The sequence below is a fragment of the Priestia sp. SB1 genome (genome assembly GCF_038898415.1).
This window is the reverse complement of the sequence record NZ_JBBJSS010000001.1, coordinates 899233-915799: the sequence shown is the minus strand read 5'-3', so window position 1 is coordinate 915799 and position 16567 is coordinate 899233. Positions and strand designations below refer to the sequence as shown.

The 16567-nt window shown below is 38.0% G+C and carries 18 protein-coding genes; 15 read left to right on the top strand and 3 right to left on the bottom strand.

Features of this window, described 5'->3' with window-relative positions; translation table 11 throughout:
- Window positions 1-16: 16 nt before the first annotated feature.
- Window positions 17-817, bottom strand: coding sequence for an NAD kinase (locus tag WKH56_RS04715; protein WP_048019687.1), 801 nt, complete (start codon window positions 815-817; stop codon window positions 17-19).
- Between the two features lie 149 nt (window positions 818-966).
- Here WKH56_RS04715 and sppA point away from each other — a divergent pair, with 149 nt between their 5' ends.
- The 8 genes from sppA (at window position 967) to WKH56_RS04675 (ending at window position 8264) form a co-directional block, all read left to right on the top strand.
- A complete protein-coding gene (gene sppA / locus WKH56_RS04710) occupies window positions 967-1977 on the top strand; it encodes a signal peptide peptidase SppA (RefSeq protein WP_028411801.1) in 1011 nt (336 codons plus the stop codon).
- A 10-nt stretch (window positions 1978-1987) separates the two neighbouring features.
- On the top strand, window positions 1988-2491 hold the full coding sequence (locus tag WKH56_RS04705) for an RDD family protein (protein WP_033579607.1): 504 nt from the start codon (window positions 1988-1990) through the stop codon (window positions 2489-2491).
- A gap of 320 nt (window positions 2492-2811) precedes the next feature.
- Window positions 2812-3510, top strand: coding sequence for a DUF2953 domain-containing protein (locus WKH56_RS04700; protein ID WP_047749746.1), 699 nt, complete (start codon window positions 2812-2814; stop codon window positions 3508-3510).
- A 13-nt stretch (window positions 3511-3523) separates the two neighbouring features.
- Window positions 3524-3991 (top strand): GerW family sporulation protein, encoded by a 468-nt coding sequence (gene ytfJ / locus WKH56_RS04695; RefSeq protein WP_028411798.1) that lies wholly within the window; start codon window positions 3524-3526, stop codon window positions 3989-3991.
- A gap of 177 nt (window positions 3992-4168) precedes the next feature.
- Window positions 4169-4663 (top strand): thiol peroxidase, encoded by a 495-nt coding sequence (tpx, locus tag WKH56_RS04690; protein WP_310884114.1) that lies wholly within the window; start codon window positions 4169-4171, stop codon window positions 4661-4663.
- Window positions 4664-4810: 147 nt separating this feature from the next.
- Complete coding sequence (locus WKH56_RS04685) at window positions 4811-5803, top strand: class I SAM-dependent methyltransferase (RefSeq protein WP_310884113.1); 993 nt, start codon at window positions 4811-4813, stop codon at window positions 5801-5803.
- 196 nt (window positions 5804-5999) lie between these two features.
- Window positions 6000-7190, top strand: coding sequence for an acetate kinase (locus WKH56_RS04680; protein ID WP_013059468.1), 1191 nt, complete (start codon window positions 6000-6002; stop codon window positions 7188-7190).
- Between the two features lie 228 nt (window positions 7191-7418).
- Entirely contained in the window at window positions 7419-8264 is an 846-nt protein-coding gene (locus WKH56_RS04675) for an EcsC family protein (protein WP_223260323.1), read from the top strand.
- A gap of 25 nt (window positions 8265-8289) precedes the next feature.
- Here the strand turns inward: WKH56_RS04675 and WKH56_RS04670 are convergent, their stop codons facing one another.
- On the bottom strand, window positions 8290-8604 hold the full coding sequence (locus tag WKH56_RS04670) for a hypothetical protein (RefSeq protein WP_028411794.1): 315 nt from the start codon (window positions 8602-8604) through the stop codon (window positions 8290-8292).
- A gap of 313 nt (window positions 8605-8917) precedes the next feature.
- Here WKH56_RS04670 and WKH56_RS04665 point away from each other — a divergent pair, with 313 nt between their 5' ends.
- The 7 genes from WKH56_RS04665 to WKH56_RS04635 all read left to right on the top strand — a co-directional run bounded on the left by WKH56_RS04665 (window position 8918) and on the right by WKH56_RS04635 (window position 15773).
- Entirely contained in the window at window positions 8918-10126 is a 1209-nt protein-coding gene (locus WKH56_RS04665) for an argininosuccinate synthase (RefSeq protein WP_033579611.1), read from the top strand.
- Window positions 10123-11511, top strand: a complete 1389-nt coding sequence (gene argH / locus WKH56_RS04660) for an argininosuccinate lyase (protein ID WP_014458026.1) — start codon at window positions 10123-10125, stop codon at window positions 11509-11511. The genes WKH56_RS04665 and argH overlap by 4 nt, the downstream gene beginning before the upstream one ends.
- 164 nt (window positions 11512-11675) lie before the next feature.
- Window positions 11676-11843 carry a hypothetical protein gene (locus tag WKH56_RS04655; RefSeq protein WP_013059463.1) on the top strand — a complete coding sequence of 56 codons (168 nt, stop codon included), beginning with the start codon at window positions 11676-11678 and terminating at the stop codon, window positions 11841-11843.
- A gap of 150 nt (window positions 11844-11993) precedes the next feature.
- Window positions 11994-13115 carry an alanine dehydrogenase gene (ald, locus tag WKH56_RS04650; protein WP_014458028.1) on the top strand — a complete coding sequence of 374 codons (1122 nt, stop codon included), beginning with the start codon at window positions 11994-11996 and terminating at the stop codon, window positions 13113-13115.
- A 113-nt stretch (window positions 13116-13228) separates the two neighbouring features.
- Window positions 13229-13906: a metal-dependent hydrolase gene (locus tag WKH56_RS04645; protein WP_033579823.1), complete on the top strand. Its 678-nt coding sequence runs from the start codon at window positions 13229-13231 to the stop codon at window positions 13904-13906.
- 232 nt (window positions 13907-14138) lie between these two features.
- Window positions 14139-14375: a hypothetical protein gene (locus tag WKH56_RS04640; RefSeq protein ID WP_033579613.1), complete on the top strand. Its 237-nt coding sequence runs from the start codon at window positions 14139-14141 to the stop codon at window positions 14373-14375.
- Between the two features lie 81 nt (window positions 14376-14456).
- Window positions 14457-15773 (top strand): CBS domain-containing protein, encoded by a 1317-nt coding sequence (locus WKH56_RS04635; RefSeq protein WP_028411790.1) that lies wholly within the window; start codon window positions 14457-14459, stop codon window positions 15771-15773.
- Between the two features lie 270 nt (window positions 15774-16043).
- Here WKH56_RS04635 and WKH56_RS04625 read toward each other — a convergent pair whose 3' ends face one another.
- Complete coding sequence (locus WKH56_RS04625) at window positions 16044-16340, bottom strand: YtpI family protein (RefSeq protein ID WP_028411789.1); 297 nt, start codon at window positions 16338-16340, stop codon at window positions 16044-16046.
- Window positions 16341-16567 lie beyond the last annotated feature (227 nt).

Sequence of the window (16567 nt, the reverse complement as noted above, 5' to 3'; positions counted from 1 at the left end):
CCAAGGGCGCTTTTTGTTATAGAAATGTACGCTTAACTCGTTGCCAGAAAGAGTTATCTTTCAGCTTAACCGTTTTAATTTGACGGTCGCTTAAACGAATTTGAACTTGATCAACTTGACGTGCATTTAATGCTTCGTTATCTATTCCAATAATTGGATTGTGGTTGTTGTCATTGGATAGTTTTAAAGTGAGCGTATGCTCAGCGCTTAGGATGAATGAAGATCCTAATGTACGATAGTTATTATTATTTAACGATGCCAATTCGCTGACTTGCATACAAGGAATTAACGGATCAACTACGGCTCCATTTACCGATTTATTATAAGCCGTACTGCCTGTTGGTGTTGAAATAATCATCCCATCCCCACGGAATGTTTCAAAGTGATTTTCGTTAATAAAAACATCTAGACTGAATGTTTTTATAACACCTGATCGAATGGAACATTCATTTAAGCAATAAAAAGAAGTTCCTTGATCAATTTGAGTTTGTAAAACGGGAAATCGACGTACTTCTATATTTTCTGTTGTAATAGCTTCAATCATTTTATCCGTTTCATCAATATGAAAATCGCAGTAAAAGCTTAGCTGATCTGAAGTTGTGACACCAGCATATAAGCAGTCATCTCGAAAGCCAGATTGACGGACAGCCTGCAAGAAAGCTCCGTCACCGCCAATACTTACAATGATGTTAGCGCTGTCGAAATGGTCTACTACATGAAAATCATATTGTTTTGCAAGTTCAATAAGTGGACTTACGAGCGTCTTTGTTTCCTGGTTTTTTGGATGAAAGAAATAAACGTTGCGACGATTTGGCATAGATAGTTCCCCCTTGTTTGTCTGATATGTAAAATATTAGCGATAAAGTAAACTTTTTAAAAAAAGTTTGTTACAATAATTATAGCATTATTGCTTTAAAAATTAAAAGAATAATCTTTTAATTCTGACACCTAAAAAGGAGGATTTTCATGAACAAAAAAAGGTGGATTGCTCTTTTGATTGCGGCCTGCTTATTCATTTTCTCTGCGATTGTTAATGTTGGTTTTTCAGTCAAAGAAGAAAAAGATGACGGTCTGGCAGGCATATTTGGAGGAGACGACAGTGAACTATCAGAAACAGTTATCGAAAAAGGGAATGCAGCTAAGAAAATTGCAGTACTAGAGGTCAATGGAACGATTCAAGATACAGGAAGCGGTTCCTCTCCGCTTATGTCTCAAAATGGTTATAACCACCAAGCATTTTTAAAGCAGCTAGAGGCTGCAAAAAATGATAAGGCAGTTAAAGGAGTCATTATTAAGGTGAATTCACCGGGCGGGGGCGTCGTTGAAAGTGCTGAAATACATAAAAAAATTGAAGAGCTGAAGAAAGACACGAAAAAGCCAGTTTATATTTCAATGGGATCAATGGCTGCTTCAGGAGGCTATTACATTTCAACAGCTGCTACTAAAATCTATGCAATCCCTGACACTTTAACAGGTTCACTAGGTGTAATTATGCAAAGCGTTAACTATGGCAAGCTGGCGGATAAACTAGGAGTAGAATCTGTTGTTATTAAAAGCGGGGCTCATAAAGATATTATGTCTCCAACAAGAGAAATGACCGGAGAAGAAAAAGAAATTATGCAAACACTTGTAGACAACTCGTATGATGGTTTCGTCAATGTTATCTCTGAGGGACGCCACTTGTCTAAAGAAAAAGTGCGTTCTATTGCAGATGGACGAGTGTACGATGGACGTCAGGCTAAAGAGCTGAAGCTGGTCGATCAACTAGGCTATTTTGAAGATACGGTAAAAGGAATGGAGAAAGATTACAAGTTAAAAGGTGCACAAGTAATTCAATACAATCAAGGATTCGGACTGCCTTCTTGGCTTTCAATGAGCATGCAAAAAGTAATTGGTGGAGATGAACAAGTTACCGCAATGTTAAAAACATTTGCGCAGCCAAGCTCTCCGCGCTTGATGTATTTATATGCAGAATAGAGGTGGGAACATGGAAAATCAATCTCATTCAACCGAATCAAACGACACTATAAAACATGAGCCAGCGGTAAGTGCTCCAATAGGTAGTGAATTCCATTATGCAGGCTTTTGGATGCGCTTTTGGGCATATCTTTTGGATCTAGCTGTAGTAGCTAGCTTGAACTCCCTGCTGATCAAACCCATTTTCCATTTAGCAGATATTCCTCAAGGGGATGGATTTTTTTCTCCCTATACGATTGTGACGGTGATTATCTTTTATGGTTATTTTGTTTTAATGACCAAGTATTTTGGACAAACGCTTGGAAAGATGGTGTTTGGGCTTAAAGTAGTATCACTGAAAGACTCCACTTTAACTTGGCCTGTTGTGCTGTTTCGTGAAGGAATTGGACGTTATATTTCTAAAACAGTTTTTTTACTTGGCTATTTGTTAGTTGCTTTTTTACCTAAAAAGCAAGGAGCGCATGATTACTATGCAGATACAACCGTTATACATGAAGGTACAATAAGCAGATAATAAAAAGAGGCTGGGGCAAAAGTATTTAGACAAATTGAAAAACGAACCATTGATCAAGGTGTTTGATTAGTGGTTCGTTTTTTTGGTTATGGTAAACGTAGGTTTCATGTGTGTAGGTCTTTCTAGCAGTTGATTGGAGGGAAAGCGAAGCCTTGCACGGAAATCAACTGCGGTGTCGCAAGCGGTTAAGCTCATGTATACTATTTGTTCGTCTTTAAATTGGATTCATTTCGTTATGTCTCAACCTCTTTTTATTGTTTTCATAAGGTTTAATATTCTGTGTTTTGGAGATAATGTGAAGCTAAGAAGGAGTGAAGGATGTGCTATGGCTTTTATGGATATTGCTAGCACTTTTAATTGTTATTGTACTTATTGTATGGACAAACATCACGCTATTTGTAGAGCTTCATCATGTCCGAGATAACGATTATTACAGAGTGAGACTCAGGGCTTGGTTTGGTCTTATTCGCTATACATATGAAATTCCGGTAGTGAAAGTAAAAAAAGATTCTCCTCGTTTGCTTGTTGAAAAGAAGAAAGGAATGGGTGATCAAGGAAAAGAAGACGAGAATTCATGGAGTGATTATTCTGTAGAAGACGGGTTAAGCATGTTAGAAAATGCGAAGCAATTCCTTGAACAGGTAGTCGGTTTTCATAAAATTTTTCGTCGTTTCTTACAGAAAGTGACGGTAAGGGATATTAAATGGCACAGCCGTTTCGGCTTAGGTGATGCTGCGTTAACAGGCGTACTTACCGGGGCTGTATGGTCTGCAAAGGGGGGCATAGTTGGTATAATCAGCCGTTATATGAAACTAAAAGATATGCCTGTAATGAGCGTTACCCCTGTATTTCAACATCTTTGGTCAGAAACGGTATTTGAGTGCATAATTTCTTTTCGAGTTGGTCAAGCTATTCTAGTAGGTTTACGGACCTTGAGATACTGGCGGCATACGTCCAAAAAGCGTCGCAAAAGATGGAAGTCGTCAAATAAGAACAAGACACACTCTGTGAAAACATAAGGAGGTTATCTTAATGGCAGAACATCCAATTAAAAGTTTAATGTCGACAGCTATGGAAAATTTAAAGGAAATGATTGATGTTAATACAATCATTGGTGATCCCGTAGAAACACCTGATGGCAGCGTTATTTTAACTGTCTCAAAAGTAGGTTTTGGCTTTGCAGCGGGCGGAAGCGAGTTTGGAGTAGAAGGGCATGCGCCATCTTCTCCAGGGCAGCATCAGCAAGAATCAGGTCATCCATTTGGCGGAGGTAGCGGTGGCGGTGTATCAATTACGCCAATTGCCTTTTTAATTGTGAGTGGAAGCGGAATTAAAATGCTTCACCTTAATGAAAGTACACATTTATATGAAAAGATTTTAGATACAGCACCTCAAGCAATTGAACGCGTGCAGCAAATGTTCAAGCGAAATAACCATCAGCAGGATCATCATAATCAACAAAATCAGCATCATGACGGTGCAAATGATTTTAATTTGTAGGGATAAAATAAAGCTTTGCTTGCTTCTTTGAACGATAAAAGAAGCAAGCAAAGCCTTTTTTTATTGGGCATGTTTTCTAGCATATAGCGTTATAGTATGTATGTCATTTAATTGCAATATAGAGACAGACAAGCTAATATGAACAGTGTACATACTTATTTAAAGGAGGAATTATTCGTGACTAAATTTAAAGGTAACGATGTAACATTATTAGGAAATCAAGTAAAGGTTGGAGACAAGGCGCCAACCTTTACCGTTTTAGCAAATGATTTATCAGAAGTAACGCTTGACAGTACAAAGGGTTCTGTTCGCCTAATCAGTGTAGTTCCTTCTATTGATACTGGAGTTTGTGATGCGCAAACTCGCCGCTTCAACGAAGAAGCAGCTAAATTAGATAACGTAAAAGTATTAACAGTGAGCGTAGATTTACCGTTTGCTCAAAAGCGCTGGTGTGGTGCTAATGGCATTGATAATGTTCAAACATTATCTGACCACCGCGACTTATCTTTCGGCGAAGCATATGGTGTAGCTATTCAAGAATTACGCTTATTGGCTCGTTCAATCTTTGTAGTAGACTCAAATGACAACGTAACGTATGTTGAGTACTTACCAGAAGTAACTGAGCATCCGAACTACGAAGCAGCAATCGAAGCAGCTAAAGCAGCTAAGTAAGATTGTCGATGGCGTTCGGCAGAAGGCGGAAAACAATGTTTTTCGCCTTCTTTGTGTTTTAAGAAGCTTTTATGATAAAATATGATGTTCCAAATAGGACGTTTACTCATTTATATAGATATCATTTCATTACACAGGAGGCAGAATATGAGTCAATTAGCTAGTATGGAAAAGCTATTTGGTGTAATTGATCAAACAGCTATTATTTTAAGAAAAGAACTAAACTGCGTATATTTAGAAGCAGTAGCTGAAACGGGAGAAAACTTGTTTCAAGGAACTATTTTGCAAGAAGAGCTAGATGAGGTAACCAAAAAACGTTTAAAAAAAGAATACGATTCAATCACGCTTGATCATTTTGAAAAAGAAACGATTCGAAAAGCATATCAGCTAGCTATTTTAAAAGGGATGAAAGAAGCAGTTCAGCCTAACCACCAAATGACCCCTGATGCTGTAGGACTATTTGTCAGCTACTTAGTTGGAAAATTCATGGCAGGAAAAGATAAGTATACGCTTTTAGATCCAGCAGTAGGAGCTGGAAACTTATTAACAACCATTTTAAATACACACGCTGCGTCAATTGAACATGTATACGGTGTAGATGTGGATGATTTATTACTTCAACTGACATATGTAAATGCAAACTTACAGAAGCACAGCGTTCAATTATTTAATCAAGACAGCTTACAGCCGCTTTTTATTGATCCTGTTGATTTAGTTGTCTGTGACCTGCCGGTTGGTTATTATCCAAACGATGAAGGGGCAAAAGAGTATAAAGTAAGAGCTGAAGAAGGTCATACCTATGCTCATCACTTATTCATTGAACAAAGCTTGCGCCATGTAAAAGACGGAGGATACGTAGTAGCTCTTATTCCAAATAACTTGTTCGAATCTGAACAGTCTCATTTATTACAGCCGCTGCTAAAAGAGGAAGCAATCGTTCAAGGAATCGTTCAGCTGCCGCTTTCAATGTTCAAACAAGAGCAGGCTGCTAAGAGTATTATCATTCTTCAAAAGCAAGGAGAAGGGGTAACGGCACCTGAGAACGCGCTGCTTGTGAATTTGCCTAAGTTCAGTAATCGAGAAGCAATGAGTGATATTATGGCTCAAATGGACCAATGGTTTCGCGTTAATAAAAAGTAAGTCTTTTTCGAAAATAATGAATATTTGCCGGTAGCGTTTTCATGATGTATAGCTCTTGAAATCTATTGTCGTGAATGATTAAATGAATAAGGATAGAAATCGTGTCGAAATGCATAGAATATTGTAGAGATTACACTTTTATGTTCTGTTCGTTATGTTTATGATGCACGTATAATAAAGAAGGAGCTGTTTTTTTATGTCAAAAATCATGGCAATCAACGCCGGCAGTTCTTCACTTAAGTTTCAATTATTTGAAATGCCAAGTGAGACGGTATTAACAAAAGGTTTAGTAGAACGAATTGGTTTAGATAACGCTGTTTTCACGATCTCGGTAAATGGTGAAAAACAAACGGATATTACAGAAATCCCTGACCATGCTGTTGCAGTTAAAATTTTAGTTGAAAAGTTACTTTCTCAAAACATCATTCAATCATACGATGAAATCACTGGTGTAGGTCACCGTGTCGTACACGGCGGAGAGAAATTTGCTGACTCTGTTTTAATCACAGATGAAACACTAGCGGAAATTGAAGCTTTATCTGATTTAGCACCGCTTCACAACCCAGCAAACATTGTGGGAATTAAAGCGTTCCAAGATATTCTTCCAAATGTTCCAGCTGTAGCAGTCTTCGATACAGCATTCCATCAAACAATGCCAGAAAAATCATTCTTGTACAGCTTACCGTACGAGTACTATGAAAAGTATGGCGTTCGTAAATACGGTTTCCACGGCACATCTCATAAATATGTTTCTGAGCGTGCAGCTGAGCTTCTTGGACGCCCAATTGAACAATTACGCTTAATCTCTTGTCACTTAGGTAACGGTGCAAGTATCGCTGCAATTGAAGGCGGAAAGTCAATTGATACATCAATGGGCTTCACACCATTAGCTGGTGTAGCAATGGGAACTCGTTCAGGTAACATTGACCCTGCATTAATTCCATTTATTATGGAGAAAACAGGAAAAACTGCTGACGAAGTATTAAATGTATTAAATAAAGAAAGTGGTCTTTTAGGTGTATCTGGTATTTCTAGTGACCTACGCGATCTAATCAAAGCAAGCGCTGAAGGCAATGAACGCGCTGAAACAGCACTTGAAGTATTTGCTAGCCGTATTCATAAATATATCGGTTCTTATGCTGCTCGTATGTCTGGTGTAGATGCAATCATCTTCACAGCAGGTATTGGAGAAAACAGTGATGTTGTACGTGCTCGCGTTCTTCGTGGTTTAGAGTTCATGGGCGTTTATTGGGATCCAGCTTTAAATAGTGTACAAGGAGAAGAAGCATTTATTAGCTACCCTCATTCTCCAGTTAAAGTTATGGTTATTCCTACAGACGAAGAAGTTATGATTGCACGTGACGTTACTCGTTTAGCGAATATTTAAGTTCATAAAGTGCCTCTTCAATGCATGAATTCTCATAAATTGTCAGGCAAACTAACGAAAAGCTGATTTCCTTGTTAGGAAATCAGCTTTTTTATATAGCGTAAGGAGCTGACGGTTGAAAGAAGGTTTACAACGTATAGAAGAAAGAAATAATATAGGAAGCAAAATGTAACGGATGCATTATTTGTTATAATAAAAATAAAACTACTTATTTCTTGAAAGGGTGACATGATGATATTAACGAATCGCGAAGAACAGCTTTTAGAAGAAATCTATAAATGGGAAGAGAGCTTACAGAGCGTAGAAGCAACTGAGATGGAGTTATTGTACGAAGAATGGTTAGAAAAAGGGCTTAACTTAATTCCTGCTTCTGTTCGTGAGACCTATTTACATAAAATTGATGAGGGACTCTTTCAGTTAACTGCATTAATTCAAGGTACGGAAATGCAAACTCAAGCCACAAAACGAATTATTGAAACCGCCCGTGTATTCAAAGAAGATATCACAGATCTGTCAGAAATGAATTCCCTTCAAGTAGATCAGCTTTCTTATATATGCGAACAGCAAATGGCCAAGCTGCGGTTGTATGCGCTGAGTCAAGGAGCACTTTCAGGAACCGGCCAATCGCTGCTAGTCGGTATTGATATACCCGCTGTTTTATGCATGAATATTCAAGCGGTGCAACAGGCAGCAATGAGCTACGGCTATCATATCCAGACTCCTTCAGAGCTTATGCTAACGCTAAAAGTTTTTCATGCAGCAACGTTACCTAGACACCTTCAGGCTGAGGGGTGGCATCAATTAAAGAGTGAGCTAAGCCAAGAATTTGACCCGTATTTTTATGAAGGTGTTGATCAAATTGTAGATAAGACGTGGCTGCAAAAAATCGTTGTGCAAATTGGAAAAACGCTAGCTATATTTGCTGCGAAGCGAAAAGTTTATAATCGTTTGCCAATTGTGAGTATGATGGTTGGCGGAGGGATGAATTATCGAATGGCCAAACAAGTGACAGATTATGCGAAGCGCTTTTACCAATACCGCTATTTGCTGGATAAGAAAAACGAGTCTCATTAATTTTTCATGAGACTCGTTTTTTTGTCTATCCGTGAACTTTTTTTGATATTTCCTCATTTGTTCGATACCAAATCCACAAATCATTAATAATAGAAGCAAGTTCTCCTATCTCGCTATTTAATTCACAGGAGCGGATAAAATTAGTCTCATCTTCTAACGCCGCTTGTTTTTGATTAATCCTCTTTTCTACAGATTGAATTTTGTCTGGAATTTGCCCTCGAATGGATTCCCATGTTAGGAGGATATCCTGCTGGACTTTTTCAGAATAGAATGTCCATTCTCTTTCAAGAGCAGGAATTTTTATACCGAGTCTGTTGTCATAAGTAAAAAAGCGCTCCATTTTTTCACCTCTTCCCTTCCATTTTATACAATGAAAAAAGCCAGAGCTACTTTAAGTGAAAAATAAATCATTTATACTTGATTTATGCATATAAATATACAATGCATTTAAGGCAGGAATATTCATTCACGTCTATTTTTACAGTATTTTAAAAGCTTTTATCCTATTAAATTAAAAAAAACGTGAATTTATATACTTTTTTTTGAATAACTATTGAAAATAGATTAAAAAGTTGTTAAAGTAATAGTAGATTAAATGAATAAAAATTAAAACGTTTGTATTAATATATATATAATTGTAGGAGGAATAGATGATGAGTAATCCAAAAGTTGTTTTAGCATATTCCGGAGGTTTAGATACATCAGTTGCAATTAAATGGTTACAAGAAAAAGGGTACGATGTGGTAGCTTGCTGTTTAGACGTAGGCGAAGGAAAAGATTTAAAATTCGTTAAAGAAAAAGCCTTAACAGTTGGAGCGGTATCGTCATATGTGATTGATGCAAAAGAAGAATATGCTAATACATTTGCATTAGCAGCACTTCAAGCACACACGTTATATGAAGGAAAATATCCATTAGTATCTGCACTATCTAGACCGCTAATCGCTAAAAAGCTTGTAGAAGTAGCAGAACAAGAAAATGCAGTAGCTGTCGCACATGGATGTACGGGAAAAGGAAATGACCAAGTGCGTTTCGAAGTATCAATTAAAGCATTAAATCCACACTTAGAAGTTTTAGCTCCTGTTCGTGACTGGAAATGGTCTCGTGAAGAAGAAATCGAGTATGCAAAAGAAAAGAATATTCCAATTCCAATTAACTTAGACAGCCCATTTTCAATTGACCAAAACTTATGGGGAAGAAGTAACGAGTGCGGCGTTCTTGAAGATCCTTGGGCAGCTCCACCTGAAGAAGCATATGACCTAACGGCTTCTCTTGAAAATACTCCGGACACAGCCGATGTAGTAGAAATTGAATTCGTTGAAGGTGTTCCAGTAGCATTAAATGGTCAATCTTATACGCTAGCTCAGTTAATTCTAGAATTGAATGAAATTGCAGGTAAGCACGGAGTGGGACGTATTGATCATGTAGAAAACCGTCTTGTGGGAATCAAATCACGTGAAGTATATGAGTGTCCAGCTGCTATGACATTAATCAAAGCACACAAAGAGCTTGAAGATTTAACATTAGTGAAAGAAGTCGCGCACTTCAAACCAGTGATTGAGAAAAAATTAACAGAAGTTATCTATGAGGGTTTATGGTTCTCTCCATTAACAAATTCCCTGCTTGCATTCTTAAAAGACACGCAGCAATATGTGAACGGAACAGTGAGAGTAAAACTATTTAAAGGGCATGCTATCGTAGAGGGACGTAAATCTCCTAATTCTTTATACAATGAAAAACTTGCAACATATACAAAAGAAGATGAATTTGATCACAATGCAGCAGTTGGTTTTATCTCATTATGGGGTCTTCCAACACAAGTGAGCAGCATGGTAAATCAAAAGAAGGTGACAACGGTATGACCAAACTTTGGGGAGGGCGTTTTACGAAACGCCCTGAACAATGGATTGACGAGTTCGGTGCGTCCATTTCATTTGATCAGCATCTTGTAGAAGAAGATATTGAAGGCAGTTTAGCACATGTAACAATGCTTGAGAAATGCAGCATTCTTTCTGGAGATGAAGCGTCACAAATTAAAAAAGGCCTTCAAACACTGCTTGAAAAAGCTAAGAAGAAAGAATTAACATTTTCTGCTCAATATGAAGATATTCATTTGAATTTAGAAAAGCTATTAATTGATGAAATTGGTCCGGTTGGAGGTAAGCTTCATACGGGTCGAAGCCGTAATGATCAAGTTGCTACAGATATGCACTTATATTTAAAAAAGCATGTTCAGCAAATTGTAGGACTGATCGAAAATCTAGAAGATGTGCTGCTTACAAAAGCAGATCAGCATGTCGAAACTATTTTTCCAGGCTACACACATTTACAGCGCGCGCAGCCGGTTTCTTTTGCTCATCATCTAATGGCTTATGTTTCAATGTTTAAGCGTGATGCTGAGCGTTATGCGGAATCACTAAAGCGTATTGATTTATCTCCTTTAGGAGCAGGAGCTTTAGCTGGTACGACATTTCCAATTGATCGTCATTACAGCGCGGAGCTTCTAGGCTTTAATGGAATTTATCAAAACAGTATGGATGCTGTCAGCGACCGTGACTTTATTTTAGAGTTTTTAAGCAACAGTTCTATTTTAATGATGCATTTATCTCGTTTTTGTGAAGAGTTAATTTTATGGTCTAGTCAAGAGTTTCAATTTATTGAAATGGATGATACGTATGCAACTGGCAGCAGTATTATGCCTCAAAAGAAAAATCCTGATATGGCAGAGTTAATTCGTGGTAAAACAGGACGAGTATATGGTCATTTATTTAGCTTGTTGACTGTGTTAAAAGGCACGCCTTTAACATACAACAAAGACTTGCAAGAAGATAAAGAAGGCATGTTCGATACGGTTACAACGATTGAAGGCTGCTTAACAATCTTTGCTGGCATGATTGAAACAATGACAGTAAAAACAAATGTTATGGAAAAAGCTACGAAACAAGATTTTTCAAATGCAACGGAGTTAGCTGACTATCTTGCTGCAAAAGGTATGCCGTTTCGTGAAGCACATGAAGTGGTTGGGAAACTAGTTCTCGTTTGTATTCAGAAAAATATCTACCTAATGGATTTGCCGCTCGAGCAATATAAAGAAGCGTCAGATTTATTTGAGGAAGACATCTACCATGTATTAAGTCCAAAAACAGCTGTTAATCGCCGCAATAGCGCGGGAGGAACAGGGTTTGAACAAGTGAAAAAAGCAATTCAGCTAGCTAAAGATGAATTGCATGAAAAAGCTTCAATATAAAACAGTTTTCAAAACGTCCGCAGAAAATTCTGCGGGCGTTTTTTGATGTGAGATAAATGGTATAACTAAAGCAATTAAGAAGAAAATAGAAAAGATCATGTAAGGGATTATGAAATAAAGTTCACATTCGTAAAGAAAATAGAGTGAAAAAGGAGAAGTGACATATGAAAGACAAAAAACATCCGCAGCATGTATATGAATATGATTTTGAAGGAGAAAAAGAGACATCAAGACAGCTAATGGATTCTTATTCAAGCGGCGTTATTGGCGATGCTATGGCTTCTGTAGTTGAAAATCCAGAAGCACAGAGTGATAACGAACTATATGAATAACTACATGCATATACTGTATATAGACTAAGAAAAGCAGGATTATGCTGAGCTCTATCGAAAGGTAACGTCATAGTAAATCCGGTTTTCTAAAGGATTTGGTGTGGCGTTCTTTTTTCAGTTAATCACTGATATAAGAAAAGAGGGATAAAGGTGAAAATTGGAGTGCCGAAAGAAGTAAAAAATAATGAAAATCGCGTGGCTATTACTCCAGCTGGTGTTACAGCTTTAGTTAACGGTGGGCATGATGTATATATTGAAACACAGGCAGGAGAAGGCTCTGGATTCCATGATGAAGATTACACAAATGCAGGAGCTTCTATTGTAAATACTGCAAAAGAAGCATGGGATGCTGAAATGGTTATGAAAGTAAAAGAACCGATTTCAGAAGAATACGGATATTTTCGTGAAGGACTTATTTTGTTTACGTATTTACATTTGGCAGCTGAAGAAGCGTTAACGAAAGCATTGATTGATAAAAAGGTAGTGGGTATCGCTTATGAAACGGTACAGCTTCCAAATAAAAGCTTGCCTCTGTTAACGCCGATGAGCGAAGTTGCAGGAAGAATGTCTTCTCAAATTGGAGCTCAATTTTTAGAAAAAACCAAAGGTGGCAAAGGGATTTTGTTAAGTGGAGTGCCAGGCGTGCAAAGAGGAAAAGTAACAATTATTGGAGGAGGAGTAGCGGGAACCAACGCTGCTAAAATTGCGGTCGGATTAGGGGCTGATGTCACAATAATTGATTTAAACGCTGATCGCCTTCGCCAGCTGGATGATTTGTTTGGTAAAGAAGTGACAACATTAATGTCAAATCACTACAATATCGCACAATCTGTAAAAGAGTCAGATTTAGTGATAGGAGCGGTTCTCATACCGGGAGCTAAAGCGCCAAAGCTTGTCACCGAGGAAATGGTTCAAACGATGTCAAAAGGGTCAGTTGTGGTTGATATTGCCATTGACCAAGGCGGAATTTTTGAAACAACTGATCGTATTACTACTCACGATAACCCGACTTACTCGAAGCATGAGGTCTTGCATTATGCTGTTGCTAATATGCCAGGGGCTGTTCCCCGCACGTCGACCTTAGCGCTGACCAACGTAACGGTTCCTTATGCTTTGCAAATAGCAAATCAGGGATATAAAAAAGCGTGCTTAAAAAACCCTTCCCTTCTTCAAGGCATCAACACCCTAAATGGGTTTGTCACTTACGCGGCTGTTGCAGATGCACACGGTCTAACTTACGCTGATGCAACAACTTTATTAGAGCAAGCATAATAAGGCATGTTTTTGCGCAGTTTGTGATATGATAGCCGCGTATTCACTTGTTTTGTAACCAAAACAGACGGGTAGAATATAGAAAAGGTTAGTGTAAAAGGAGAGAATATATGATGCACGTTTCTTATCATGGACATTCTGTTGTTAAAATTGAAACAAAAGGAAAAACAATCTTAATTGACCCGTTTATCACTGGAAATGAATTAACAGATTTACATGCTGAAGATGTAAAAGCAGATGTGATTTTACTGACTCATGGCCATAATGATCATGTAGGCGACACGGTGGAAATTGCTAAGCGCAGCGGTGCACTTGTTGTGGCAGTAGCAGAATTAGCTACATATCTTAGCTGGCAAGGCTTAAACGTACATCCAATGAGCATAGGCGGAGCCTATACATTTGATTTTGGTACGGTAAAATTGACACAAGCTTTCCACGGTTCAAGTTATACAGAAAATAATGAGAAAATTATTTATACAGGAATGCCGGCTGGTTTGCTTTTAACGATTGAAGGAAAGACAATTTATCATGCTGGAGATACGGCTTTATTTTCTGATTTAAAGTTAATTGGTCGCCATGAGCCTGACGTAGCATTTCTTCCAATTGGAGATAACTTTACAATGGGACCTGAAGATGCGGCTATCGCAGCGGAATGGGTGCAGGCAAAGCTTGTTGTGCCAATTCACTACAATACATTTCCTGTAATTAAGCAAGATCCTCATCAATTTGTTGAGTCTTTATCCGGTATTGAAGGAAAAGTATTAAAAGTTGGAGAAGGATTGGATCTTTAATCATAAATAAAGGCTGGGACAAAACGATTTCAGTTAAAGTTAAAAAAGAACGAGTGATTGATAATATCGATCACTCGTTCTTTTTTTATTGTTAAGGTGAACGTAGGTTTCACATTTGTTCATCTTTAGATTGAATCGATGCAGTTATGTCTTAATCTCTTTTTATTTGCAAAGAAACGTTCTGCTTTTTTTACTTTCCCGCATACGATAGTAATAATAAGGAGGGAGAGTTATGGAAAAAAATCGAGTTATTTTATCGCTTTTACTATGCGGAGTGATGCTTTACTATGCAATGCCGCACTTAGTGTTAACAACTGCGAGTTTGCAAGGGATTTTTAGTATAAGCTGGCTTACCTTTGCTCTTTTTGTAGCCGGAGGCAATTTGTCATCACTACTTTATGCACCGCGCCGTAAAAAGACAGGTATTCAAAAAAATAGTGCGAGAAAGCCTTTGCGTCAAAGAGGTTAGATTGAATCCATTTCACTTCCCCCGTATAATAAAAGAAAAGACATATGAAACGTAAAAACGTTTTAGAAGGGTGAAGTACACGTGGCGACAAAACATGAGCAAATTTTACAGTATATCGATTCGCTTCCAATTGGTGAAAAAATTTCAGTGCGCCAAATTGCCAAAGAACTGACTGTCAGTGAAGGCACGGCGTACCGAGCAATAAAAGATGCGGAAAATAAAGGATATGTTTCAACGATTGAACGAGTAGGGACTATTCGAATTGAACGAAAGAAGAAAGAAAACATTGAAAAGCTCACGTTTGCCGAAGTAGTAAACATTGTAGATGGACAAGTGCTGGGCGGACGTGAAGGTTTGCATAAAACGTTAAATAAGTTTGTTATTGGAGCGATGAAGCTTGATGCTATGATGAGGTATACCGAGGCCGGAAACCTTCTTATCGTAGGGAATCGAGTAAACGCTCATGAATTAGCCCTTGAAGCAGGCGCAGCCGTTTTAATTACGGGCGGCTTTGATACGGAAGAATGGGTTAAGAAGCTTGCGGATGATCTTAAGCTTCCTATTATTTCAACGAGCTATGATACATTTACAGTTGCAACGATGATTAATCGGGCTATCTATGATCAGTTGATAAAAAAAGAAATTGTGCTTGTAGAGGATATTTTAACACCCGTCTCTGAAGCGGTTAGCTTGCAGTTAACCGATACGATTGAAAAATGGCACGAATGTAACGATCAAACGCACCACAGTCGTTTTCCTGTAGTAGATCAACATATGAAAGTTCATGGAATGGTTACCTCAAAAGATGTTATTGGATATGATCTTTCCACTTCGATTGAAAAAGTGATGACGAAAAATCCGATGACCGTTCACGGGAAAACATCGGTCGCTTCTTCCGCTCATATGATGGTATGGGAAGGGATTGAAGTGCTGCCTGTAGTGGACGATTACCACCGACTAGAAGGCATTATCAGCCGTCAAGATGTCTTAAAAGCGCTGCAAATGATTCAGCGTCAACCACAGGTAGGAGAAACCATTGATGACATTGTAACGAATCAATTTATGGACGTACAAGAGACAAAGGAAGCACCTGTCTATCGCTGTGAAGTAACGCCACAAATGACAAATTATATGGGAACTATTTCATACGGAGTTTTTACTACTATTGTGACGGAAGCTGCCAATCGTGTTCTGCGCTTATATAAAAAAGGTGATTTGGTTATTGAAAACATTACCGTTTATTTTATTAAACCGGTTCAAATTGAAAGTGTAATTGAAATTCGCCCTAAGCTATTAGAACTTGGTCGGAAGTTTGCTAAATTAGATGTAGAAGTCTACAACGCCGGAGTTGTAGTGGGAAAAGCGATGATGATGGCTCAGTTATTGGACAGAGTATAAAAAAAGAAGCTGGGACAAAAGTATGTTAGACGAAGTGAAAAACGAACCACTTATCAACCATGTTGATGAGTGGTTCGTTTTTTTTGTTAGGGTAAACGTAGGTTTCACCTGTTGAAATTCTTCTAGCCATTGATTGGAGGGCAAGACGAAGACTCCCGCGGAAAGCGAAGTCTTGCACGGAAATCAACGGCGGTGTCTCAAGCGGTTCAGCTCATGTCTCCCATTTGTTCGTCTTTAGATTGGATCCCTCTCGTTATGCCTCAGCCTTTTTTACATTTGATCTGCTTCTTTTATTGCATAAGGCTGATAGTACTTATAAGCTTTGACACCTGCTATTATGCTACCTGAACCGAATAATACAAATAATATGCCGATGATAAGCGAAAGGTTTGTTTCGTAAATAAACCATTGATTGATCCCAAAAAATAATACAAAAGAGCCAAGACAAATACTCGACTTAGCGGAAATCCACTTTCGTTCCATTGGGCGTTTTGAACGTACGTATTTTACTTTTAAATACATGTAGAAAACAAAGGACACAACGATTAAAATCATAAAAAATGGCACAGACGCCCCTCCAGTCCGGTGTATTTCTATCCGTAATGTTCCTAGATGCTAGTAATGCGTAGTGTTGAAAGTGTTTACAGTAGTATCTATTATTTTACAGGTCAATAACAGAAAATTCTACTATTGATTGATTCTTCTTTTAAAAAGGAGAAGAGATATGATTTAATAAAGATTATGGATACAGCGCTGTGGAAATATAAGTGCATGTGGTACGTACATAAAACAAG